Source organism: Streptomyces sp. NBC_01716, from assembly GCF_036248275.1.
GTDB lineage: Bacteria > Actinomycetota > Actinomycetes > Streptomycetales > Streptomycetaceae > Streptomyces.
In genome coordinates, this window is sequence record NZ_CP109181.1 from 3,995,011 (window position 1) to 4,019,233 (window position 24,223).

Sequence of the window (24,223 nt, forward strand, 5' to 3'; positions counted from 1 at the left end):
CCGAACTTAGAAAAGTGCGGCGTTCTGCGCTTTTTCGCTCTTCGATCCGAGCGGCCCATCGGATACCCCTGTGCGATCTCCCCTGATGCGACGAGGTGAAGAGGCATGCTGTTCATGATTTAGTTCAAGTAGCCTGTCGAGTGCTTCGGTTTGGCTTGACGATCTAAAGGTTAGGCGGCGGCCTTGGCGAGTCTCATGGAAATCGTGCACCAAGTCGAGATCATTCCAGCCGTACGCTTCGCCCACCGCTTCATCGATTTCTTGATGGATTCGACGCAGGTCGACGATATCCCTATCCCTTACTGTGGAATCATGGATCAGATTATACAGTCGAGTAAGACCCAATCGCCTATCCCTCATTGCCTCAATTCGACGAGACTCGAGAGCATGGCCGACCGTCCTCATTCGCTCCGTTGTGCGCGGCTGTGGCATGGTCTCGTACACATCGGATGGCGTGTACCGAATCCGAGTCTCAAGAGTTGAAGCCTGAGCAACTGTCCAGCTGAAGTGGATGCCGCTACAAAGTAGAGCAGTTTGCGCTGCATCCGCCGAGGCGAAAACACCCAACATATGCGAAAAGACTTGACCGGTGGGTACGGAGACCGGCATCGCGGTTCTACTGACAAGCGCTACCACCAGAACACGGTCCAAGTTAGAGATCGCACGGTAAAGATCCATAGCAGGACGAGTGAACCGCCACCAAACCTCGCGACGTTGACGGTTGTTGTTCTTGAGTCGTTCGGGCTTCACGTCCCTTTCGACGATGGCGAAGACTTCTGGGTAGCTCCGGGCCCGTTCCTCACTCCAGTCATGGAAGTTGATCACCCAGCGGCTGGCCGAGCAGTCTGGGCGGGAGTTGAGGTCCTCGCCGTTGAGGTAGGGGAAGAGGACGTCCTTGTTGCGGGGGTCGCGCTGGATGAGGTCGTCGGCCTGTTCGGGGGTGAGAATGAACCCCTTCCCCAGCACGTACGAGCCGATGAACGCCGGTGGCCTCCCAACTGCCGTGCCGCCTCCGCTGCCAGGAGCCCATCCTGATACCAGACGGTACGGCCGCCCCGAAACCCGTGACCTAGGATCAAGTGACGAAGTGATACCTCGGACCACGACATCGTCCAGCACCCGAGTGGCCTCAGCACCCAACCCCGGCCTGGTAGTCCACACAGCGCAGTACTCCAGCGCAGCAGACCGCGAAGGCCAGCGTGCGCTCTTCACGGCTCGGCGTACCTCGATGCCGTCGTCGAGTAGCTGATCGAGTCCGACCTCCCGGGTGTCGCCCTGGGCAAGGGTGTTGGTAGCGATCAGGCCCGTCTGGCCGCGCTCGCTGAGCAGTTGGTGGGCCCGGAGTTCGAAGTACGCGACCAGATCCGCGCTACCCCGCTGCCCGCGTCCCAGCCCAAGCACGAGATACTCGCGGTACGCCTGTCCCAGAGTCCCCGTCAGCTTCTGACCACCGAGGAAAGGCGGGTTGCCGATGATCGCGTCGAAGCCGCCCTGCTCGGCCTCGAAGACCTCGGGGAAGACGAGAGGCCAGTGCACGGGCAGGCGAACGAAGCCGTCCGTGGGTAGGTCCTTGCTCAGCCACTCCAGAGCCCGCGTCCGAGCTTCGTGGATCACGGGGTCGGAGTCGCGGACCGCATCTGAGGCGACTGTGCTGGCCAATTCCGCGGCCTTGAGGTAGAGCGAGTCACTGCCGCCCACGGAGGCGAGGCCGGCTCCCGTCGTGAGGTCGCCGATCAGTCGTAGACGCTGAAGATGTTCGTTACTGGCCGCGAGCAGGCGCCGCTTCTCCTCCAGGTCGGCGATGGAGTCACTATGGATTCCGGCGATGGCCTGACGGTTGCCCGACGCGCTATGGACACGGGCGCGCGCCTGTTCGGTCCACAGCTCATCAAGGCGTCCCTCGTGTAGCTTGCGCCCCGCGACCGGATCCAGGTGAACGTTCTCGATCTGCTCCAGCTTGGCGACCCCCAGCAGCGAGTCCCCCGCCACCAACCGGTCATCCAGGAACGTGAACGGGCGTTCCGGGTCCATGGAGATCAGCCATAGCGACAGCTTGGCCATCTCCACCGCCATGGGGTTGATGTCTACCCCGTACAGGCAGTGTTCGATGATCAGGCGCCGGGCGCGGACCATTACCGGGTCGCTCTCCGCGTCCGCCGCCGTCATCGCGGCCGCTTGATCGCGGTGGCTGCCACGGAAGGCTAGGGCCTCCTCGTCCTCTGCCTCGACCCAGGCGTCGACCAGACGGTCCGCGAGGTAGCGGCAGGCGGCGACCAGGAAGGCGGCCGAACCCATCGCGATGTCGGCAACCTTGAGCTTAAGGATGTCGTCCGCGCCGATGAGCTTCCACTGCCTGTCGTCCGCCGTCTGGAGCGGGCCCGGACGGTAGACGAGTGGCTCCAGTGCTCCCACGGCAACCTGCTGGGCCAGGACACGCGGCGTGTAGTGGGTGCCGGTGTTCTTGCGGAGGCTGGACTCTGTGACGTACAAGCCGTCCTCCGGGATCACCACCGGCAGGCCGCGAAGGTCGTCGCGGAGGAGGCCGTGGAAGGGGAGGATACGCTCGGCCAGGTAGCGGTCATTCTCGGTGACCGCGAGCAGGCGGTGGGTGGCCTTGCCCCGCACCTGGTCGTCTCCAGGGGCAAGCAGCTTCTCCATCTTCGACGCCGCGGCCGGCGGCCTGGGGTCCTTCAAGTGCTCGTACAGCTTCTTCGCGAGGCCCGGGAGGTTGGGCTTCTGACCGGGGACCGAGAGTGCTCCCACACCGAACGGGGCAGCCAGTTCCTCCAGTTCGGTCAGGCTCACCTCGTGTTCCAACCCGGGCTTGCCGATGAGCCCAAGCACGGTGTCCTGGGCGCGCTTGCCGTCGTATGAGAGGAGGCCCTCGTAGACGTAGCCGATTTGCTCGACGTCGAGGGCGCGGAAGGTCAGCCGGCGCCGCTCCCTGTTGACGACGACGAACTGCACCGAGTCGAGAACGTGCAGGACGGTGCGGTCGTCGATCGGGAGGAGAGAGATGTGGCCGTCGGACGCCCGGGTGGGGTCATCGTCCGTGGCGTCTGCGCCCTCCGGCACCGCCTCCAGCCAGGGGAAGCGCTTCGGGTCGAAGATCGAGCCGTCGTACGCGGGCAATGTGAGCAGCGGGTGGTCCACTCCGCCGTGGACGGCGTGGAAGAGGGCGATCAGCCGGTGCCAGGCGGCGGTGGTGTGGTCCAGGGAGTCCTCGCCGTCCGCGCGGCGGCGTTTGTCCAGCGTCTCGTACAGCCGCCCGGCCGAGTACGCCTCCGCGTACAGCTCGTTATCAGCGGGCAGCAGGCCCCGTTCCTCGGCGAAGAGGAGGAAGACGACGCGCATCATGACCGCGACGGCGCCGCGGTAGACCTCGCTCGCCGGTACGCCCGACAATCCCTTGCCGCCGCGTTTGACCATCCGGGCCTCGGCGCGGCCGATGGAGTCCACCAAGAGTTCGACGGCCTGGCGGACCTGGATGCCGAGCGCCTCGGTGACGTCTTCCTGACCGTCCAGGCTGTCGCGCAGCAGCGCAGGGAGGAGTTCGTCCACCGGACGTCCGAAGAACCGGCCGCGGCGGAGGAGGGATACCCAGGCACGGACCGCCACCAGGTCGGCCGCCTCGTTCCAGGCGATGGTGTCGAAGGTGGCGCTCGTCGTGACGCCGCCGGGCGGTGCCCAGACCAGGGACCACCAACGGCCGTCGGTGACCAGCCCCAGCTCTACGCCGTGGTGGCGCAGGACGTGGGCGAGCCGGTCGACTCCACTCGCCGCCCAGGAGTCGTCCCTGATACGGCGGGTCGGCACGGTGTCGGGCGAGAGGACCAGGCCGAGGATCGGTACGTGCTGGGCGGTGCCAGCAGTATCCGGTTCGGCGGCGGGGTCGGTTCCGGGGCGGACGAGGGCGAAGTCGGGGCGAACGGTGGTGTCGGCCCCAGGCGGGCTGACCGCGAACCGATCCAGCAGCGTGTCATCCTCGGCCAGACTCTCGCCGTTGTCGCCGAACTGCCCGGCCCCCTCCCGCAGATGCAGGGCGTCGTCCCATTCCAGCAGGGTACGCAGCTGGAAGCCGATCCAATCGAGGCGGCCGGCGCCCTTGCGGTCGTCCTGCCAGATGCCGTGGTGGAGGCGGATGTCGGCGCGGCGCCCACTGGGGACACCCTCCAGTTGTGGCCAGGTGCGTAGCAAAACCGGCAGGGTGAGGAACGGGCCGGTCACCTCGACGAGGTTCAGCCAGTCCAGGTGCTGCTGCTTGCCGTCAGCGGCCTTCGCGGCACGGATGGCGGCGGCGGAGGGGCGGCGGCTTCCGGAGCGGGGCGCGGGGCTCATCAGTAAGCCTCCTTGGCGGGGATGACGAAGACGACGGCGACAGGGAAGAGATGGTCCTGCGGGTCGCGGTAGCGGGCGGCGATAGCGGCGAGTTCGCGCTCGCGTTCGTCCTCCACGCCGTCGAGCCTGGCCCGCCAGCGTTTGCGGTCGTCGGTGAGCTGGCGGCGTTCGTCGGGGTCCTTCAGGTCGTCCAGGCCGAAGAGCGTGTCCATGCTGGCCGTCGGGGAGGCCGCCGTGGCGGAGGAGGTCTCGCCGAGCCGGTTTCGCAGGGTGCGCTGGAGACGGTCGAGGGTGGCGTTGATGCGCTTCTCCTCATCGGCCTGGCGCTCGGCCAGCCGGTCCATCAGGGACGCCTTGCGTTCCTTGCCCCGTGCGTCGACGGACTGGGTGAGGCTCTCGTACGTCTTCGGCCAGCTCTGCTGGAGCTGGTGGAGCAGGCGCTCCTTGGCGGGTCGGCCCTTGGCGAGCGCGCGGTCCAGGATCGAGGCGACCGCTTCCACACCGCGCAGCCGACGCTGCCAGCCGTTGTCGCCGAGCCAGCCGCCCGCGTGCAGGACTTCCTCGTGGAGGCGCTGCCCGTCCGTGCCGACCAGGACGAAACGGGCGTACGCGCCGACGAACGTGGTCTCCAGAGCCGGGTCGTCGCTGACGACGGCCGTGATCCGACGCAGGTCGACGTTGTCCGCGTTCCACACGGCCGCGCGCAGCAGCCGCGTCGACATGGCGACCAGCGGATGGTTCAAATGGGCCAGCACGATGTCGGGGCGTCCCGAGGCCACCTGCGCGTCGAAGGTGACCGGGCGCAGGATGTCGGGGCGGAGCTTGTCGGGCAGGCCGCGGGTGGCGCGCTCCCAGGAGCCGGTAAGCGGCGGCACGGTGTACAGGCCCTGCCGGAAGTCGTCCTCGGACGGCGCGTTCACGTCGAGGCACGGCACAAGGGGCTGCTGGCGGGCCAGGTTCAGCGCGGTGTTCACCACGCGGGCAACCCGATCCGGGGTGATGCCGAGTTCTACGGTCGTCTGCTTCAGCTGGGCGCTGAGCCGCCGCACCTGCTCAGTGACGTTCTGTTCGGAGTCCACCTTGCCGCCCGTGGGACGGCCCTTGATCTTCTTCGCGCGGGCGTGCTCGATGTCGAAGTCGCTGAGCTGGCCCGTCATCCGCAGCTGGACTTTCTCAGCGAGCACGGCGTTGACCTCGCCGAGGTCCTCCTCCATCTGCGCGACTTTCCTCGCGATACGGGCGAGGAACTCAAGGTCGGCCTCATACACGTCCGTCCTGGCCTTGTCCCAGGCGGCGCCGACGAAGTGCATGATCTGCGGGTTGTGGCGCTGGCCGTAGCGGTCGATGCGGCCGATGCGCTGTTCGAGCTTGTTGGGGTTGAACGGGATGTCGTAGTTGATCAGATACCGGCAATGATCTTGGAGGTCGATCCCCTCGCTGGCGGCGTCAGTCGCGATGAGGATGCGGACCGTGCCCTCGGGGCTGGTGGGCTGTTCCTGAAAGGCGAGTCGGATCTGCTCGCGCTCATCGGCGTTCTTCCCGCCGTGGAGAGTGAGGACGCGACCCTCCTGAGCGAGGCCCTCCTGCTGGAGCAGGTTCAGCAGCCAGTCCTGGGTGTCGCGGTACTCGGTGAACACGACGACCCGCTCGTTCCCCCACGTCCTGCCGGTGAGGCAGATGGCCTTGAGAGTCTTGACTAGCTCCTTCGCCTTGGCGTCGGGGGACGCCTGGTGGGCGTGGCCCCAGTGGACCATCCGCTCCAGCAGTTCGGCCTCTTCCTCGGACGTTCCCGGAGTGACCGTGGCAGCGCGGGTGATCGCGTCGTGCTCGGCCTCTACCAGTTCCTCGTCATCGAGCTCGGCGGCGTAGTCCTCGTACTGTGTGATCCACAGCGGGGTCTCGACCGGGGCCGGAAACTCGTTGTTCCCGCCGGACTTCGCCTTGGCGCGCACCGATTCGAGGTGGACGCCGACGGTGTGTGCGAAGGCGGCGGGGGAGGAGAACAGCCGCTTCTTCAGCAGCAGGGTGACCAGGTCCACTGCCTTCCGGCCGCCGCGCCGGCCGGGCGCGACGCGCTTCTTGCGCAGCTCGGCGTAACGAGTGAGGAGGGCGTGGATCTCCCGCTCGGTATCGGGGTACTCGACGGGCAGCGCCTTCGATTCGCGGATGTGGAAGCGGGGGTTGCCGTCCTCGTCGGTGATGGAGGTCTTCAGACGTCGTACGACGGTGTCGTCGAGGGCTGCCTTGTCCGGCTCGCCGCCGCGGAAGAAGCGCTGGTTGTCGATCAGTTCCAGCAGGGCCGTGTACGACTCCTGGTAGCCGTTGTGTGGGGTTGCGGAGAGGAAGAGCCGGTGCTCAAAGTGGGGGGCGAGGCGCCGGATCAGCTTGGTCTGCTGGGAGTCGACGGCGTAGATCTGCTTGGGCGCACTCGGGGCGACGTGGTGCGCCTCGTCCAGGATCAACAAATCGAAGGTACGGCGTCCGGGGCGGCCTGGCAGCTCCGTCGACCCGCCCGGAGGCAGCGCCTCGTCGATGAGCCGCTGCGCCTTGGGCGTGCGCAGCCAGGGAAGGCTGACGATAGTCAGCGGGAACACGCGGAACGGGTTCGCGGCGCTGCTGTGCGTCCGGCGCAACTCGGCGCAACAGGCCGAGTCGACCACAGTGAAGTCGAGGCCGAACTTGTCGGCCATCTCGTCGCGCCATTTGAGGGTGAGCCCCGCCGGGCAGACGACCATGACGCGGTGGGCCCGGCCGCGCAGCCGCAGCTCCTCGGCGACCAGTCCGGCCTCCACGGTCTTGCCGAGACCGACGTCGTCGGCGAGCAGCAGATTGACGCGGGGGGCACCGACGGCGCGGGCGACTGGTTCCAGCTGGTAAGGCTCGATGGCCACCCCAGACCGGAAGGGGGCCTGGAGCGTTTTCACGTCGGCGGAAGCAACGGCGGACCAGCGGACGGCGTCGAGGAAGGCCGCGAGCTGCTCCGGCGGGTCGAACGCTCCGGTGGAGGCGTCGGGGAGGGAACCGGCGGGGAGGACGCGGCGCCCCGGCTCGACCTCCCATATCACGGAGAGGGTGTCGCCGTAGCGGCCATCGGCGACGGACTGTAGGTGCACCACGGTGACATCGCCGGCCGGGGCGGCTTCGACTCCGGACACCACCCAGTTCTGGCCGCGTACCTGTACGAGAGCGTTCTCCTTGGGCGGCGCGACGATTGCGGAGGCTTCGGAAGTACGGGTGGTTCCAGGCATGCGGACATCCTCCACTTTCGGCGAGGTTCTTCTTCGATTGTGACGGATTGTCGGCGGGCTACTGCGGGAGGCTGAGCGCGCGGGTCAGTCTGCCCAGGCGGCTGACCAGATGCTCCACCTCGGCATGGGCGGGATGGTCGGGGGGCAGCATGGTCCGTTGGTCGTCGGCGAGGTGGCGCAGAGCCTCGAGGGCTTCACCGGCCGCACCTGATCCCGCCAGGAGGGTGGCGATGTCTCGGCGGGTCTCCAAGACCTCCGGATCCAACGGGGGAAGCACCTCCTTCTGGAGATCGAGCGCCTCGCGAAGCTCCAAGAGGGCGGCGGAGTTGTGCCCGAGCCGGCCAAGGCAGCGGGCTGCCATCACCCGGCAAGCCGCGAGGTCCCCGTCCGGCGCGGAACGGGTCGACACGAGGGTTTCCGCAAGCTCCAGGCAGCCCTCACGTGCCGCTTGCAGTTCCTGCGCTTCGAACTGCAACCGGAGGATGGCCAGTCGGCGGGAGACGACCTCCGGATGGGAGGAGTCGAAACGGGGCAGCGCCTCCTTGAGATCCTTGCCCAACAGCTCCAGTGCCTGTGACAACCGTCCCTCTGCCGCGAGGCGTTGCGCGCGCTCGCGCAGGTCCGCCGACTTTGCAGGCGACCCAGCCCCGGATGTGGACGGCGGTTGCGCTGCTCGAACCTGAGCTCGTGCACTTGCGAGCGGGGCCGGGGCGTGCTCCGGAACGGGTGCGTGCGCTTTGTCCGGCGGAGGACCCTTCGGCAGGTCGGTGCCATCGTACGGCAGGCGCGCGGTGGCTTTGCCTGGCTGCGGAGTTCCGGCGCGGGTGGCTTTCGGCACCGCCTGCTCGGCCCAGGGCGCGAGTACCTTCCGGACTTCGGCTGCGTCCGCCGGTCGGTCCTCCGGGCGCTTCGCGAGTAAGCGGGAGACCAGGTCGGACAGTTCGGCTGGTGCGTCGTCGCGCAGCCGATTCAGTGGTACCGGAGTATCGGCGATGTGCTGGATCACCAGGGCCAGCGGCTCGTCGGCCGTGAACGGCGGTCGGCCACCCAGTATCTCGTACAGCACGCAGCCCAGTGCGTACAGATCACTGAGGGGAGTGGCTGCCTGCCCCTTGCCTTGCTCTGGAGAGATGAAGCCCGGAGTTCCGGCCACCATGCCCGCGTCGGTCAACCGTGGCCCGCCCGGTGGTTGCAGGGCGGTGGCGATACCGAAGTCGAGGACGCGTACCGTGCCATCTGCCGTGAGCATCACGTTACGGGGCGTCAGATCCCTGTGGACGAAGCCGCGTCCGTGAGCCTGGACCAGCACGGAGCACACCTGGGCGCCCACTGCGGCGGCCCATTCCACGGGAAAGGGTCCGCGCTGGGTCACCAACCGGTCCAGCGTGTGTCCGTACACGCGCTGCATGACCAGATAGAGCTGACTCGCTCGATGGGTGCCCGCATCATGGATGACCGGTACGTACGGATGCTCCAGCTTGGCCATCAGTCGTGCTTCTCTGGTGAATCGAACGACGGCGGGGTCCTGCGGATCGAGCCTGCGCGGCATCTTGGAGACAGCCGTCCGTGGTGTCAGCAGTTTCACCGCCACAGACCGGTCCAGCCGCTGATCGTACGCCGCCCACACCTCGCCCATGCCACCTCTGCCGAGCAGCTCCGCCAGCTCGTAGCGGCCGTCGATCAGTTCGCCCCTCGTGAGGTGATGATCCCTCATCGTCTCCCCTGCGCTCTTGCGTTGCCCCGGGTTGCCGACGGTCGCGGAGAGGCCGGGAATGGCTGCGTCATGGACATACCTGGGTCCAGGAACAAATACCACGATGCGTCAGGTGCGGATGCATGAATATGAGGGGCCAGGAGGGAGTACCCCGAGGTGGCGTCAGCGTGCCACTCGCCGGGGTGCTCCGCGAGGAGCCGGAGGACCAGATCTTCGAGGTCCAGTGGGATGTCGTGGCGGAATGAGGCGAGGGCCGGAGGCGTACTGGTCCGGTGCGCCAGCATGACGATCGCTGGTATCGGGGCGGTGAACGGGGATTCTTCGGTCAGCATGTACAGCAAGCAGCCCGGTGAGTAGAGATCGACACGGTGGTCGACGTGGGAATGGGGACCGCCTTTCTGGTCCGGGGCTCGAGAGTGCGGTGCATCGTGCCCTCGCACGGGGCGGTCAGCCGTGCAGGCATGGCGCCGGGCGCGGCCACCAGACTGAAGTCGATCATCTTCAAGGTGCCGTTGGGCGCCACAGTGACGTTCTGCGGCTTGAGATCCCCTGCACACGAGACGTGCGGCGTGCACGGCGGACAGCCCGGCGGCGATCTGCGCGCCCACGGCGCCGGTCGCATCCACTGGAAGTGGACCGTGCTCCGACACGAGATCCGCCACAGTTGCTACGCCGGGGACGAACTGCATCACGAGGTGCTGCATCGCTTTCCCTTCACCGACGTTGTGCACGGTCGCGACGTGGGAAGGTCAACTCCGGCGAGAACAGCGGTCTCACGCCGGAAGCGCAGGACGATGCGCTGCCGTTCGTCATCGGAGTCGGGGAGTTCCGGACGAATGACATTGAGGGGGACCGGAGCCTCAGATGCAGGTCGGTGCATTCCCATACCTCGCACATCTCGCAAGGATCGGCGATGCACTGTCCCCGAGCCATCCGGGGCCTCCCCAAAGTGTGTTCGTAGCTGGTCCGCCCGGACCATCACGGTGCGTACATGGTCGCTGACGATCCTAGGTCAGCACGAGAGGACCTGGTAGCGGACGAGTAAACCGGTTCGAGTCCACCGTGGCCCACCGTCGTAGCAAATGCTTCGACCGGCTGCCTCCGGTGGGGGCGCTTCGTCGTCTCCGGGCTTATGTACGTGGGCTGATGTACCAGCACGGCACCGGGAGATGGTCAGGGCGTCGTTCGCGGGTGCCGGCGGATTCGTGGCGATATTGCATAACGCTTCGCGCCGGCACATCACCGCGCAACCCTCTGTCCGTTATCGCTCGTCGCATCAGCCAGAGCTGTCTTCTCTTCCGTCCAATCACAGGCCAGCCCCATCCCAGCCCTTCCGTGCGGCACACCAAGGTCAGAAGCGGTCAATCCAATTAGCTCCAGCACAGCCCGTAAGCACAAGTAATCCCTGTTCAGCGCCCTGTGGTGCTCCAGGGCGCCGTGGATTCCCAAGCTCAGAGCGCGAGTTCGATTCTCGTCACCCGCTCCAAAGAAAAGCCCCGCGCCCCTGGCGGTTTCTAGGGGTCGTCGCAACAGGTGGTCGTGTTGATCAGGCCGCGATGAGTTTATGCAGGCGTTCGGCTGGGGTTTCCCAGTCGAGCGTTTTGCGTGGGCGGCCGTTGAGCTGGGCGGCGACGGCGTCGAGGTGCTCGCGGCTGTGGACGGCCAGGTCGGTGCCCTTGGGAAAGTACTGCCGCAGCAGACCGTTCGTGTTCTCGTTCGGGCCGCGCTGCCAGGGACTGCCCGGATCACAGAAGTAGACGGGGACGTCCGTGGCGGTGCTGAACGAGCGGTGTTCGGCCGTCTCGGAGCCCTGGTCCCAGGTCAGAGACCGCTTGAGGTGGGCGGGTAGTCGCTGCACGGTCTCCTGGAGGGCGTCGCGGACCTGCTCGGCGCCCCGGCCGTCAGGCAGGTGCAGGAGCATCACGCAGCGGGTGGCACGCTCGACCAGGGTCCCGATCGCGGACGCGCTGTCCTTGCCGATGATCAGGTCGCCTTCCCAGTGGCCGGGCACCGCCCGGTCCCCGGCTTCGGCCGGGCGGTCGCTGATCATGACCATCGGCTCGGTGAAGCGGGGCCGGCGGGAGTTGGCCTGACGGTGGGGCCTGCGGCGGGCACGTCCACTGCGCAGGGCGCCGGCCAGCTCTCGCCGTAGCTCTCCGCGTCCTTGGACGTAGAGGGCCTGGTAGACGGTTTCGTGGACCACGTGCATCTCCGGCCGGTCGGGGAACTGCCTGCGCAGAGCCTGGCAGATCTGCTCAGGGCTCCACCGCTCGTCCAGGCCCGCCTGTATCGCGTCCCGCAGCTCGGGGTTCTGTCCGATCTTCCCGGGCCTGGGGCGGGGCCGGCGGGCATCGGCGCGGGCCTGGGCCGCGTGCGGCCGGTACTGCCCGTTTCCGGGGTGGCGGTTGCGGCGGACTTCACGGCCGACCGTCGACGGGCTGCGGCCCAGCTCCGCTGCTATCACGCGGATCGTGGCCTTCTCCCGCAGGCGGTCGGCGATATGGATGCGGTCGGCCTCGCGCAAGTACCGCGAGCACACGGAAGGCGGCTCCACCGCGTTGATCGGTGGAGCCGCCTTCCTGCCGCCGGACGGGTTGCGTCCGTATCGCCGGCGTTTCCCGGTCCGCCGGTTGATCCCGACGATCCGGCACGCCTCCGTGTTGCTCACGCCCTGCTCCATGAGCCGGGAGTATGCCTCCCGCTCACGAGTGAGTTTCTTACGTCCCCGCGGCTGCCGGTCCTCGCGAATCTCGAAGTCCATCCCACCCCTTGAACTGGGGTATTGCAACGACCGCTAGAACCCAAGCCTCGCGCGGGGCTTCATTGTTGCCTAGACCCTTTCTCGTCCCACCAGCCCTCCACCAGTCCTTTCTGCTGGCAGAAGTGCCGTTTTCGGCGACCTTCCGCGCGATGCGCGAGCCTTTCCGCGCCGGACTTCTCGAATGGCGAGACGCATTTCCTGTGAACTGGATCACAGGAGTGTGAGGCGTTGCGGCATTACGAAGGCAATGCCGCTGCCCGCGAACTCCGCCAAGAGCATGCGGCGGAGACAGGACCGCTGTTGCTGAGCGGTCCCGCCTCGGCCACGCCGCGACGGACGAGGCCGCCACGACCTCAGCCGGAGTGCTTCCGCGTCTTCGCCTGAGCCCGCTCGGCGGCTTCGCCGCGCTGCTGCCGAACTTCGGCGTCGATGGTCTTCGCGAGCTTGCGCTGGTGCTTCGGCGTCGGTCACCATCTCGTAGAGACGTCCTTCGTCACCGGCCAGATACCGGGGGCCGACCCAGAACGCCTGGGCTCCAGACGGGGTGGACGGTTCGAGCGGGAACTCGGGTTACAGCGGCGCCTCCAAGGCTGGGATTCGGAACTACATACCGCCGACCGGCGGGGGCGACGCGGGGGCGGGAATCAGGTCGGCCAACCTGGGATCCTCGACCGCGTCCTCCTAGTCCGAGCAGGGTGTTGGCCTGGCTGATTCGCCCCGGGGACGTACCGATCCGCTCAGCAACTGATCTGGCCATGTGCCCAGTTCTGAACGTCGGTACGGCCTCCGTGTTCTGAATCGGAACGGGCCTCGACGGTGATCATCGCCAAATGCCCTTAGCCAGACTGTGGGTGGCGAATGATCACGGACAGCGCTCCGAGATTATTGGGCCTGGGTTTTCGCCTCGCTGACCTGAGACTCCGGGCATCGAACTGGCCGGCGGGCCCCGCCGCAACACTTCCCGCCATGTCTGGGGCCACGCCCCCCTGCCCGTCTCACTCTCCGCGCGCGCGGATCATGGTGAGCTACCATCCGCGCATGCGCGGACAGTTCACCGGCTGGCCCGAGCAGGCCATGGACGTGTTGTCGCAGCTCCAGGGCGAACCGACCCACGCGACCCGCGAGCGCTACCGCGCGGACCGCGAACGCCTGGTCCGGCAGCCGATGATCGCCCTTCTCAACGAGGTCGCGGACACCGACCCCCGGTACGAGGACTTCTCCGTCTGGCACTACCGCACCAACTCCTGGTGGTGGCAGCACCAGGGCGCGGTGATCCGGCTCGGCCGCAAGATCGAGATCGGTCTCCGGTTCTCCCTGGACGGCCTGCGGATCCAGGGCGCCTGGTGGTACCCCGATCCCGGCCAGGTGGACATGTTCCGCAGAGCCGTGGCCTCCGAGGGGAGCGGCCGCGAACTGTCCGCCATCGTCGAGGACGTGCGGAAGAAGGGCTACGACATCTCCGGGGACGTGATGAAACGCCCCCCGCGCGGCTATCCGGCAGACCACTCCCGTACGAACCTGCTGCGCCACCGTTCGCTGATCGCCGCGCGTCCCCTGGGCTGCGAGGAGTGGCTGCACACCCCCGAGGCGGTCGACCGGGTCCTCTCGGCCGCCGCCGACCTGGACGCCCTGCTGATGTGGCTGGTCCGCCACGTGAAGCGCGCCGCCTGACATCGCGAGGGCGCCGCGCTCAGAAGGTGATGCGCACCTCCAGCGCCGATCGGTCGTCCACCGCCCGACAACCGTCCGGCACCTCGGCCAGGGGGCGGCACGGTCGAAGACAGGCCCCGGATCGAGGGCCCCGGAGAGCACATCCGGCAGAAGTGTGGGAATGCGGGCGCGGACCAGGGCGACACCCCCGCGCAGCGCTCCCGGACGGGCGCTCAGCGCCTCGTCTCGTACCTGGTCAGGATCACGCCGCCGGGAAGCGTCCGCGTCTCCACCAGGTTCAGGTTCACCCAGTTGTCCAGCGCGGCGAAGAACGGCGTGCCGCCGCCCACCAGGACCGGCGCGGTGGCCAGCATGTACTCGTCGATCAGCCCGGCCCGCATGGCCGCCCCGGCGAGCGTCGCGCCGCAGATGTCCATCGGGCCGCCGTCCTCGGCCTTGAGCCGGGTGATCTCGGCGACCGCGTCGCCGGTGACCAGGCGGGCGTTCCAGTCGACCTTGTCGATCGTCGAGGAGAACACCACCTTCGACATGTCCCGCCAGCGGCGCGCGTACTCGATCTCCGCCGGGGTGGCGCCCGGCCGCTGGTCGCCGGTCGGCCAGTGGGAACTCATCCCCTGCCATAGCTTGCGCCCGTACAGCGTCAGGTCGGTCGCCTCCAACCGGTCGGACCAGAACTGGAACAGCTCGTCGCTCGGCACGCTCCAGCCGAGGTCGTCGCCGGGCGCGGCGATGTAGCCGTCCAGGGACACGTTCATGCCGTAGATCAGTTTGCGCATGGCGCCAGCCTTCCGTGAATCGGTCTCACGCGTACAGACCGGCGCGGCGCGGGAAACTCATCGGTGCGCGATCCGGGCTCACAGGTAGTCCTCGTGCTCGGTGGTCACCCGGTGCGGACCAAGCACGCGTTCAGGTGAGTCTTCGGAAGATATCGAGCGCCGCGTAGGCTCCTCGCCGTGACTGACCTCGGCCAGGTGTCCACCGCCACCGAGACCCGTGAACAGGCCGTCCAGCTCGCGCAGTCCCTCGTGCGCGAGCGCCTGGCCGCCGGAGCGCAAATCATCGGCCCCGTCACGTCCGTGTTCTGGCACAACGGAGAGTTCGGCGCCGGCGAGGAGTGGCAGCTCCTTATGAAGACCCGCTCCGACCGGTACAGGCGGTGGTTCTACCTTGCCTCTCGGACTGATCGTTTTGGGTACGCCTCTGTTCCGCCCCACCGCCGCCCGTGCAACGGCCGTGCTGTCATGCCGACGGCCCCTCCGGGCGAACGTCAGGGGTTCGCCCGGAGGGGCCGACCGCCCGTGGTGGTGCACCTCGCGAGGGTCAGCGACCACGGGGCGCGACGGGGCCGGCGGTCACGTCGTGCCCAGCGCCCTGGAGATCACCTGGGCTCCGTCCACGCCAGCGCCGGCGACCGGAGTCCGGTGCCTCTGATGCCGAACAGACCGGAGGTGGGCCACAGGCCGGGTCCTGCGATGGCGGCGTCACCGCCGGCACGGCCGTTGCCGCCGGCCGCGACCGGCCGGTCATCGCGGTCCGTGAGCTGGAACCCGACCGTGTAGGTCCGGGTGACCGAGCCGTTGGCCGAGGTCACCTTGATGGTGCGGGTGGTGAACCGGGACCCGGTCGAGGAGAGGACCGAACTGCCGTCGGTGACCTTGACCTGCGCGCCGGACCGCGCCGGTACGGCGGAGAGGGCTGGGATCTTCTTGTTCTTCGGCCAGTCGACGACATACGTGAACACGGCTGGGTCGAACCCGTCGATCGCGACGCCTCCGACGGTGATCGCCTTGGCGTCGGCGACACTGGCCTCGGTGGCGTCCGAGTAGTTCGTCACCTTGACCGACCCGTCGGCGTTGACGACGACGTGCGCCGACATCGCGGCCGCCAGGTTGATGCGCTCCCAGCTCGCTCCGCCGGCCGCGGTGATGTCCAGCGGGGAGCCGGAGTCCGTCGCGGTCTGCTCGATGATCTGGGTGCGCTGCGCGGTGGTGAGGTCCGGGAAGGCCGTGATCAGCAGGGCCGCCGCGTCGGACGGCGCCTTGAGGGCCTGCCCGGACTTACCGACCCGGGAGAACCCGTAATCCAGGCGCTGCGTGTACAGGTCGACGTGCTGCGCCGTGCTCAGGCCCGCGTAGGAGTCGCCCTCGCATGCCTTGAGCGTGTTGCCGTAGCCCTCCTTCTCGCACTGCGCGAGCAGTACGTTCTCCATCTCGGTGTGGGCCTGCGTCAGCAGCTTCGCGAAGTCGGGGTCCGCCCACCGGTGCGCGACGGTTGCCTGTCCGGTGATACGGCCGCCCATGACGTCGAGCGGGTAGTGGAACCCAAGGACGACCCGATTGTTCCCGTACTCCGAGGTGCGGGCGAGGATCGACGGTGCCAGCTCCGGCAGGAGCGTGGCGAGGATGGTCCCCGCTTCGTAGCCGCCGTAGGTATGGCCGCTCGGGTACGAGCCGCTGGTGGTGAGGCTGCCGTACGAGCCGTCCTGCGACTCGTAGATGTCGCCGCCGTCGCCGACGAGCCCGAGCCGCACGTACGGGCGCAGGTAGCCGTAGTGGTTCTTCGCCGCGTCGACCTTGTCGAGACTCTTCGTGACGCGGGAGAACAGTGCGCTGGTCTTGGGCAGTTGGCCGCCGTTCAGGGCGTCGCGGTAGATCGGGCCGAGCCGGGAGCCGAGGCCGTCGGCCATCGTGACGGTGCCGCTGGTGGCCGCGTCGGCCACGGCCCGGTCCACCTCCTTCTGTGTCGCCGCGTTGTTGACGCGCACGGCGATCCGGTCGTTCTCGGCGGTGGGCGCGGTGCCGTTCGGCACCTTGGCGTTGGCTCCGAGGACGTCGGAACCGAGGTCCTCGATGCCGTTGAGCAGGCTGTAGAAGTAGTCGGTCCCGTCGCCGGTGCCCGGCCACTTGTCCGACGCGTACGTGGCGTTGAGCGTGTCGTCCGGGAAGGGGGATGGCTCGTACGCCGGGTCGGAGGCGGCCGCCGCAGCGGTCGCCGAGGTGGTCGCCGGGACGGTCGCTGCGGAGTCGTCCGAGGTTCCGGCCAGGGTGACCGCGGTGACGGTGGCCGTGTGTGCCTTGGCCTTGCCCGTGGTCGTGAGCAGCGTCGTGCCCGTCGTGGCCGGGACGTGCGCGGTGGTTCCGTCGTCGAGGGCCACGGTGTAGCCGATGACCGGGAATCCGCCGTCGCCGGCCGCCCGCCAGGTCACGCGGACCCGCTTGCCGTCGGTGATCACACCCGTCACAGCCGGTTTCTGCGGCTTGCCGCCGCCGGTGACCACGGGTGCCGTGGCGGCGCTCGGGTGGGAGGTGCCGACGGCGTTCACCGCCTGGACGCGTGCCGTGTAGGACCTGCCGGCCCGCAACCAGGTGAACGTCGTGCTCCGGCTCTCCGGATCGTCGATCTTGATCTGGTGACCGTCGCTGAGGGTGACCCGGTAGCCGGTGACCGCTGAGCCGCCGGTGTCCGCGGGTGCGGACCAGGCGACGGTCACGCTCGTGCCGGACGAGGTCGCCGACACCGCGTCGGGCGTGGCCGGCACCGTCCTCGGCTTCGTGGTGAGCGCGGACCGGGCGCGGCGGAGGTCGTCGTACCGGGCGGTGAGCGTCGCGTCCGTGGCCGCGTCGTCGGCGACCGCGGTCTTCGCCGCGGCGAGTGCCGCGGTGAACGCCTTCCACGAGGCGTCCGTGTAGCGGTCGTCGTGGAGGGCCGACGCGGTGGCGACGAGGTCCTCCAGCTTCAGCCTCGGGAGCGGGATCAGTTGGCCGGCGGCCAGGCTGAGGCCGCGTGTCTGCGTGTCGACCTCAAGCTGGGTCGCGTCGTCGGCGACGACGAGGGCCCGTGCGGCAGCGAGTTCACGCTCGTACACGCCGAAGTCGATCGATCCGTAGCGCCCCGCGTCGGCGGAGAGCCCCTCGTACCGCTCGATCGCCTTCCGCAGGGTGGACTTGTCCGTGACGGCGGGCGTCTCGACGTGGTCGAAGGTGATCCGGCCCAGATTCGCGACGTACGGGTGCGAGGAGTCCGGGTTCGTCGTCAGCCGCAGGTGGACGGCGTGCGTGCCGGTGATCGCCTTGGGCAGTGTCAGACTCGTCGTCCCTCCTGACGACCACGCGCTTCCCGTGACCGGCAGCGGTACGGTCGCGTACGGCGTGCCGGGGTCGGCCGCGTCGAAGGAGTCCAGGTAGAGCTGGACGGCGGAGCCGGTGCCGCAGCGGGCGGAGTTGTTGACGTAGGTGATCGTGACGGTGCTCTTCGGGGAGCTGCCGAAGTCGATGTCCCCGTAGTCGAGCCAGGCTCCGTTGTAGGTACCGCCGAGGTCGGTGGTGGAGCCCGAGCCGGTCCAGCCGACGGGCTCGCTCTTGAGGCCGCCGCCGCTGTGCGAACGGAACGCGGTGGCGTCGAAGCCCACGGGGGCGTCGGCGGTCCGCGTCAGGGCCAGCGAGTAGACGTTGCCCACGTAGGGCTGGGAGGCGGTCTGCGTGCTGGAGACGAACACCGCGTACACGTCCTGGACGCCGGTGAAGACGCTCGGGTCGAGGTGCACGCTCGTCGTGGCGATGGTTCCCCAGCCCGATCCGCTGTAGTCGAGGGGGATGTCGACGCTCTTCGGGCCGTCCTTCGAGCCGAGGTGCAGCTCGATGTGCGAGTCCGACGCCGCGCGGGACTGGGGCTTGTCATAGCGGACGGTGACGGTGTCGGCGCCGCCCTGGAGGTCGGTGTCCTTCCACTGCGCCCACGCGCCGTTCGTCACGTTCTCGAAGATGCCGTTCGAGAGGTTGAGCGGGAGCGAGCCGCTGCCGGTCGCGGCGCTGTTCACCGCGGTCAGCGTGGCGAGCGTGGTCGTGGGGGACACCGAGACCTCGTACGGCGAGAACTGGTACCAGTCGAAGTTCGACACCCACTGCTGGCCCGACGGGGCGTGGAACACGAACGTCGCGCTCTTCGCGTCCAGCAGCGCGTCCGGGTCGGTGACGGCCGCCCGCACCGTGTTGTAGTACTGCCAGCCGCCGGTTCCGGGGAGCTGGACGGTGGCGACGACGGGGCCGTCGGCGGCGCCGGCGTGAATGTCGACGCTGCTCGGCTTCGCGTTCGTCGCCTGCGAGTTCGCGTAGCGGACCGAGATGCTCCGCGGGGCGACCCCGCCGAAGTCCAGCTTGGTGAACCGCTCCCACGATCCCTCGGTGACGCCACCGAGGTTGCCGTCGGAGTTGTTCCGCTCGCTGATGAGGCTGGGCCCCTCCTTCTGGTCGGGGTCCTCGGCCTGCAGGACGGCGTAGCCGCCCTCGTCGATGGTCAGCCCGTCGATGGCGGTCTGGAGCGTGTCCTGTGCGGCCATGATCGTGCCCGTCGCGGAGGTCGCGCCCGTCGCGGAGGTGGTGTCCGCGAGGACGGTCCGCGCGCGTTCGAGGGCCGACCGGAACAGGTTCCAGGAGCCGTCGGAGTAGTTGGCGCCGCGTACCACGGACGCCTGGTCGACGAGTGCGCCGAGGGCCTTGCGGTGCACCGCGGCCGCCGAGATCAGGAGCGGGTCGGTCGGGGATGTACCGGTGCCGCTCACCGTGGAGGCCCGCACGCCGTGGGCGAAGGCAGCGTCGCGGAAGGCGATGCCGAAGCGTGCGTCGACCTTCGTGGTGCCGGTGAGCGACAGCGTCGCCGTGCGCGAGCCGCTGACGCGGAGGTCAGCCGTGACACCGGCCGGCAGGCCGGTCACGCTCGCCGCCCCGGTCTTGGTGAGACTGGTTCCCTTGCGCGCGTCGAAGGACGCCGGTCCGGACAGAGTGAGCTTCACGCTGTCGTGGACGGTGCCGTCCTCGGTGGTGGCGATGGTGCCCGGGTGGGCGGAGACGACGGTGTGGCCCTTGTCCGTTCCCGTATCGCCGTCACCCGTGTCGCCCGAGTCGGTGTTCAGCGAGTACGCGGGTTTCGTGTGGGCGCCCCACCGGGAGGGCTTGGAACCCATGGTGAAGTCCAGGGTTCCGCCGGAGATGATCTGCGAGTAGTCGAGCCACGTGTTGTCGAACCGCTTGCCGTTGAGGGTCGCGTTCTGCACGTAGTAGTTGCTCGGCGACACGCCGTCGGCCTTCACCGTGAACCGGGTGCCGTTGGCGTAGGTGATCGTCGTGGAGTCGAAGAACGGGCTGCCGATCTGGAACTGGCTGGAACCGGCGGTCACCGGGAACAGGCCCAGTGCGGCAGCGACGAACATGGTCGACATGGTGCCGGCGTCGTTGTCCATGGTCGGCAGGAAGCCGTTCGGCGAGAGCTTGTAGACCTGGGTCTTGACCGGCGGGGTGAACTGGCCGCCGGAGCTGGGGGCCTCGTTCGTCGAGCCCGTCGCGATGTAGCGGTTCCAGGTCGTGCCGGTGTAGATGGCACGCACCCACTTCTGCGTCAGGCTCGGCTCGCCGACGTAGTTGAAGAGGTACGGGGCCTGCAGGTCGATCTCGTTCGCGTTGGAGTGCAGCATGGTCGAGCCGTCGTCGACGCTGGAGTCCTCGCCGAACATGTGCTTGACCGCGGCCTTGCCGGCCTTCTCGCCGCCCATGGCCTCGATGAGGCCGCCCATGTTGTACGCGTCGTACCAGTGGTACTGCCACAGCGTGCCCTGGTAGAGGCCGGCCGCCTCGAACTTCTCGTAGTCCGCGCTCTGCCAGTCGCCGTTCGCGGCACGCGGGGTGAGCAGACCGACCTCGGTGCCGTCGGCCGCGGTCCAGGCGCCGGGCTTCACGAGGTTGTCGATCGCCATCGTCGACTGGGTGCGCAGCTTCTTCGCGTCGTCCTTCTTGCCGAGCGCGCCGGCGATCACGGAGAGCGCCCACTGGTCGTAGCCGCGCTGCACGGTTGTACCGGGATCACCCGTGACGTACCCCTGCCGCAACTGCGCCCCGGTGTAGTACCCGGAGTACGAGAGCAGCGCCGGGTACGCCTCGTCGAGCCGGTCGAAGTTCTTGAAGCCCTTCGACAGCGCGTCGGCGACAAGCACGGCCGAGCGCTCCCAGCGCACGGTCGGGACCGAGTGGGTGAGGCTGCCGAGGCTCTTGCCGGAGGTGCGCGTGTCGGCGAAGAGCACAATCAGCGACTGGATCATGTCCCGGTAGGTGGCCGGGTCGATGTACGCCTCGACGGAGTACTTGCGGAAGTCGTCCCAGGTGGACCAGCCGTCGTAGTACGTGAAGCCGTTCGCCTTGTGCACCGCTCCGTCGGCGCCGCGGTACGTACCGCTGGTGCTGGTGGCGTTCACCGGCAGCGCGTACATGCGGTACAGGTGCGTGTAGAACTCCTTGGTGAGCGTCGACCCGGGGTCGGACTTCGCCGAGGCACGCACGCCGACGGCGCCGAGCGACTTGTTCCATTCCGCCTTCGTCCGGGCGCGCGCCTGGTCGAAGGTGAGGTCGCCCACCTCGTTGTGCTGGTCGGTCGCGGCCTGCTCGGCGCTGATCGGCGACAGCGTGATGCGCAGCTCGATGTCGTCGCCGGCGGCCTTGTCGAACCCGAGGACGGCGCCGGTGTCGGACCCGTCCCGCGTGGTCGCGTCGCTCAGCCTGCCGTCGTTGCCCCAGCTCTTCAGGGAGGTCACGGGGACGTTCGTGGTGGCGTTGTAGTACAGCTTGTACGAGGCGCCGTTGAACGACCCGGCGATGAGACCAGTGATCGACGTGGCCCCGTTCGGGAGCGTCGTCGCCTTCATGGTCGAGCGGGTGCGGCTGGTGAAGTTGTTCGCCAGGTCAAGGACGAGCTCGGGGTTCGATCCGGTGGGGAAGCTGTACCGCTGCAGCGCCGTGCGCGTCGTCGCGGCCATCTCGGCCTTGATGGTGCCGGAGTCCTGCCTCACCGACGACCCGGTTCCGGAGATGGCCCCGAGGCCCACCTGGTAGTAGCCGGGTGTCGCGGACTCGTCGTCGTGGCTGTAGGGGTGGGCGTACGTGCCGGCGGCGGGGCGGCTGTCGTACTGCACGGAGGTCGGTACGACGAGCAGGTCACCACCGCCTCCGGAGCCGCCGACGCCGTCGAGGTTCGTCGCCGTGAACCCGGCGATGTGGTCCTCGTTGTAGTCGTACCCGGTGTGGTTGCGGTTCGGCGTGGTCAGCGGGTTGACCTTGGCCAGACCGTGGGGCGCCTGCGCGCCCGGCATGTCGTTGCCGTAGTCGCCCGCGGTCGACACGAACGGGTCGACGAGCTTCGTGTAGTCCGTCCCGCCGGACGTCCCGCCGGACCCTGTGGACGTGGTGGCGCCGGGCACTGCGGTGGCCGCGCCGGCACCGGCCAGCGCGCCGAAGCCGAGCGCGCCGGTGAGCAGCACGGCGACCGTCGCGTGCAGGGGCCGATGACGTCGGCGGGCGGTCCGCGGAAGAACCGCGCGGGGCAAGGGAGCTTGGGATGTGATGGGCACGTAACCTCTCCAGCGTCGCGATACGCCCGCACAGTCCGCCCTAGGGGAGGACAGCGTTGTCAGACCGAACGCCGGAGCGTGCGGAGCGAGACGGCAGTGGACGCACGGGACAACACCCGTCGCGTTCACGAACGTGCGCCATAAGACAGGGAAAAGGCGTACAACGGGCAAACAGAACTCACACAGGAGGTGCGCGCCGGACGCAGCGAAGGGAGTCACCGCCTTCGCGCGCGGCGCGGCTCTCAGAGCGCGAGTTCGGTTCTCGTCACCCGCTCCACGGCGAAGGCCCAAGTCGGCGACTTGGGCCTCCTTTGTTGTCCAGACTCGGCAACGACTCGCCGCCTCTTACCAGCGTGGGCTACATCGTGATCGCCGATCCGGAGGGAGACGAGTTCTGCTGGGACTGAACCACGGGGAACCGCACCCCCGTGAGGTCTTCGGAGACGGCCCACAGGCGCTGCTGGACGGCTAGCCCGTACGACTGGGGACTGGAGGTGACCAGCCGGGGGTGGCCCATGATCTCGTTGCGTCCGCCGGGGCCGTAGTACTGGCCGCCGAGCGCGGCGGGGTCGGTGGCGGCGCGCAGGGTCGGCAGTGCGCCCATCGCCGGCGTCTGGGTGATCAGCGGCGCGAGCCAGGTGAGCGGGAGACGGAGGGCCGCGGGGGTGTTGCGGGCGAGTTCGGTGCTGGACAGGCCGGGGTGCGCGGCCACCGCGGCGGTGGTGGTGCCGTGCATGGCGAGGCGGCGCTGCAACTCGTACGTGAACATCAGGTTGGCCAGCTTGGACTGACCGTAGGCGGCGGCCCGGCCGTACGACCGCTCCCACTGCAGGTCGTCGAAGTGGATCGCGGCCCGGATGCGGTGGCCGGTGCTGCTGACCGTCACCACGCGCGAGCCGGGCACCGGCAGCATCAGGTCCAACAGGAGCCCGGTGAGCGCGAAGTGGCCGAGGTGGTTGGTGCCGAACTGCATCTCGAAGCCGTCCCGAGTGGTCTGCTTCGGGGTGTACATCACGCCGGCGTTGTTGATCAGCAGGTCGAGCCGGCCGAGCCGGGACCGCAGCGCCGCCGCCGTGGTCCGGACGGAGTCGAGCGAGGTCAGGTCCAGCGCCTGCACGGTCACGTCGCCGGTCATGCGGGCCGCGGCCTGCTCGCCCTTATCGACGTCGCGCACGGCGAGCACCACGGAAGCCCCGCGCTCGGCGAGCGCCTTGGCGGTCTCGTACCCCAGCCCGGTGTTGGCCCCGGTCACCACGGCGACCCGCCCGCGCTGGTCCGGAATGTTCGCCGTCGTCCACTTCTCGCTCATGCCAGGCTCCCGACTAGATAACGTACCGAGGGTATCTTGCGCCGACGACGTTAAAGTACTTTCGGTACGTTGTCAACGTACCGCCGGTACGTAAGTTAGGCTGGTGATCGTGACTTTCCAGCGGGCGCGAACCGAAGAGCAGCGGGAGATCCGCCGACGGGCGATCCTCGACATGGCCTCGGCGATGCTCGACGAGATGCCTGTGGCCGCCGTCACCCTGAACGAGCTGAGCCGCCGGGTAGGCCTGGCGAAGCCGAACGTGCTGCGCTACTTCGAGTCTCGCGAGGCGGTGCTGCTGGAACTGCTGGACCACTTCCTGCAGGAGTGGCTGACGGAACTGGCAGACGAGCTGGCCGCCGGCGTCGACGAGAATCTGCCCATGGCCGAGCGAGCGGCGGCGGTGGCCGAGACCCTCAGCCGCTCACTCTCCGGCCGAGTGGTGCTGTGCGACCTCTTCGGCGCACAGGGCGGCGTCCTCGAACACAACGTCTCCGTCGCGGTCGTAACACGTTTCAAGCGCGCCTCCCTGGACCGCCTGACAACGATGACCGCCCTGATCCGGAAGTACCTGCCGGAGCTGGGCGAGAACGCCACACAGTTCAGCCTGCAGACCATGGTCATGGCCGGCGCGCTGTCGGCGTACAGCACACCCCCACCCAGCCTCCAGGCGGCCTACCAGGCCGAGCCCGACCTGGCCCAATTCCACCTGGAGTTGAAGGACACCCTGAAACTGGCCCTGACCGCGACCCTCCTGGGCGTGCTGCCCCGCCGCTGACCTGCCCCGCCGTTGACC

Annotated in this window: 10 protein-coding genes and 1 pseudogene; 4 read left to right on the top strand and 7 right to left on the bottom strand. The window is 68.3% G+C overall.

Annotated features, from left to right (window positions below):
• Positions 1 to 6: 6 nt before the first annotated feature.
• The 3 genes from OIE74_RS17350 to OIE74_RS17360 are packed head-to-tail and all read right to left on the bottom strand — an operon-like array spanning position 7 to position 9,300.
• Positions 7 to 4,338, bottom strand: a complete 4,332-nt coding sequence (locus OIE74_RS17350) for an Eco57I restriction-modification methylase domain-containing protein (protein ID WP_329384262.1) — start codon at positions 4,336 to 4,338, stop codon at positions 7 to 9.
• Positions 4,338 to 7,586: a DISARM system SNF2-like helicase DrmD gene (drmD, locus tag OIE74_RS17355; RefSeq protein WP_329384265.1), complete on the bottom strand. Its 3,249-nt coding sequence runs from the start codon at positions 7,584 to 7,586 to the stop codon at positions 4,338 to 4,340. The genes OIE74_RS17350 and drmD overlap by 1 nt, the downstream gene beginning before the upstream one ends.
• Positions 7,587 to 7,644: 58 nt before the next feature.
• A complete protein-coding gene (locus OIE74_RS17360; protein ID WP_329384268.1) occupies positions 7,645 to 9,300 on the bottom strand; it encodes a serine/threonine-protein kinase in 1,656 nt (551 codons plus the stop codon).
• Positions 9,301 to 9,422: 122 nt separating this feature from the next.
• Between OIE74_RS17360 and OIE74_RS17365 the strand changes: the two genes are divergently transcribed.
• Entirely contained in the window at positions 9,423 to 9,545 is a 123-nt protein-coding gene (locus OIE74_RS17365; RefSeq protein WP_329384270.1) for a hypothetical protein, read from the top strand.
• A 1,301-nt stretch (positions 9,546 to 10,846) separates the two neighbouring features.
• On the opposite strand, the gene OIE74_RS17370 is transcribed toward OIE74_RS17365, so the two are convergent.
• Positions 10,847 to 12,061, bottom strand: coding sequence for an IS30 family transposase (locus OIE74_RS17370; protein ID WP_329384271.1), 1,215 nt, complete (start codon positions 12,059 to 12,061; stop codon positions 10,847 to 10,849).
• Positions 12,062 to 13,099: 1,038 nt separating this feature from the next.
• Here OIE74_RS17370 and OIE74_RS17375 point away from each other — a divergent pair.
• Positions 13,100 to 13,732, top strand: coding sequence for a DUF2461 family protein (locus OIE74_RS17375; RefSeq protein ID WP_329384274.1), 633 nt, complete (start codon positions 13,100 to 13,102; stop codon positions 13,730 to 13,732).
• 212 nt (positions 13,733 to 13,944) lie between these two features.
• Here OIE74_RS17375 and OIE74_RS17385 read toward each other — a convergent pair whose 3' ends face one another.
• Entirely contained in the window at positions 13,945 to 14,508 is a 564-nt protein-coding gene (locus OIE74_RS17385; protein WP_329384277.1) for a dihydrofolate reductase family protein, read from the bottom strand.
• A 177-nt stretch (positions 14,509 to 14,685) separates the two neighbouring features.
• Between OIE74_RS17385 and cutA the strand changes: the two are divergent.
• Positions 14,686 to 14,883, top strand: a pseudogene (cutA, locus tag OIE74_RS17390) (divalent-cation tolerance protein CutA); the annotation flags it as partial.
• Positions 14,884 to 15,110: 227 nt separating this feature from the next.
• Here the strand turns inward: cutA and OIE74_RS17395 are convergent.
• On the bottom strand, positions 15,111 to 22,121 hold the full coding sequence (locus OIE74_RS17395) for a glycoside hydrolase domain-containing protein (protein WP_329384279.1): 7,011 nt from the start codon (positions 22,119 to 22,121) through the stop codon (positions 15,111 to 15,113).
• 358 nt (positions 22,122 to 22,479) lie between these two features.
• Positions 22,480 to 23,430 (bottom strand): SDR family NAD(P)-dependent oxidoreductase, encoded by a 951-nt coding sequence (locus OIE74_RS17400; protein ID WP_329384282.1) that lies wholly within the window; start codon positions 23,428 to 23,430, stop codon positions 22,480 to 22,482.
• A 109-nt stretch (positions 23,431 to 23,539) separates the two neighbouring features.
• Here OIE74_RS17400 and OIE74_RS17405 point away from each other — a divergent pair, with 109 nt between their 5' ends.
• Complete coding sequence (locus OIE74_RS17405; RefSeq protein ID WP_329384283.1) at positions 23,540 to 24,205, top strand: TetR/AcrR family transcriptional regulator; 666 nt, start codon at positions 23,540 to 23,542, stop codon at positions 24,203 to 24,205.
• The last annotated feature ends 18 nt before the right edge of the window (positions 24,206 to 24,223 follow it).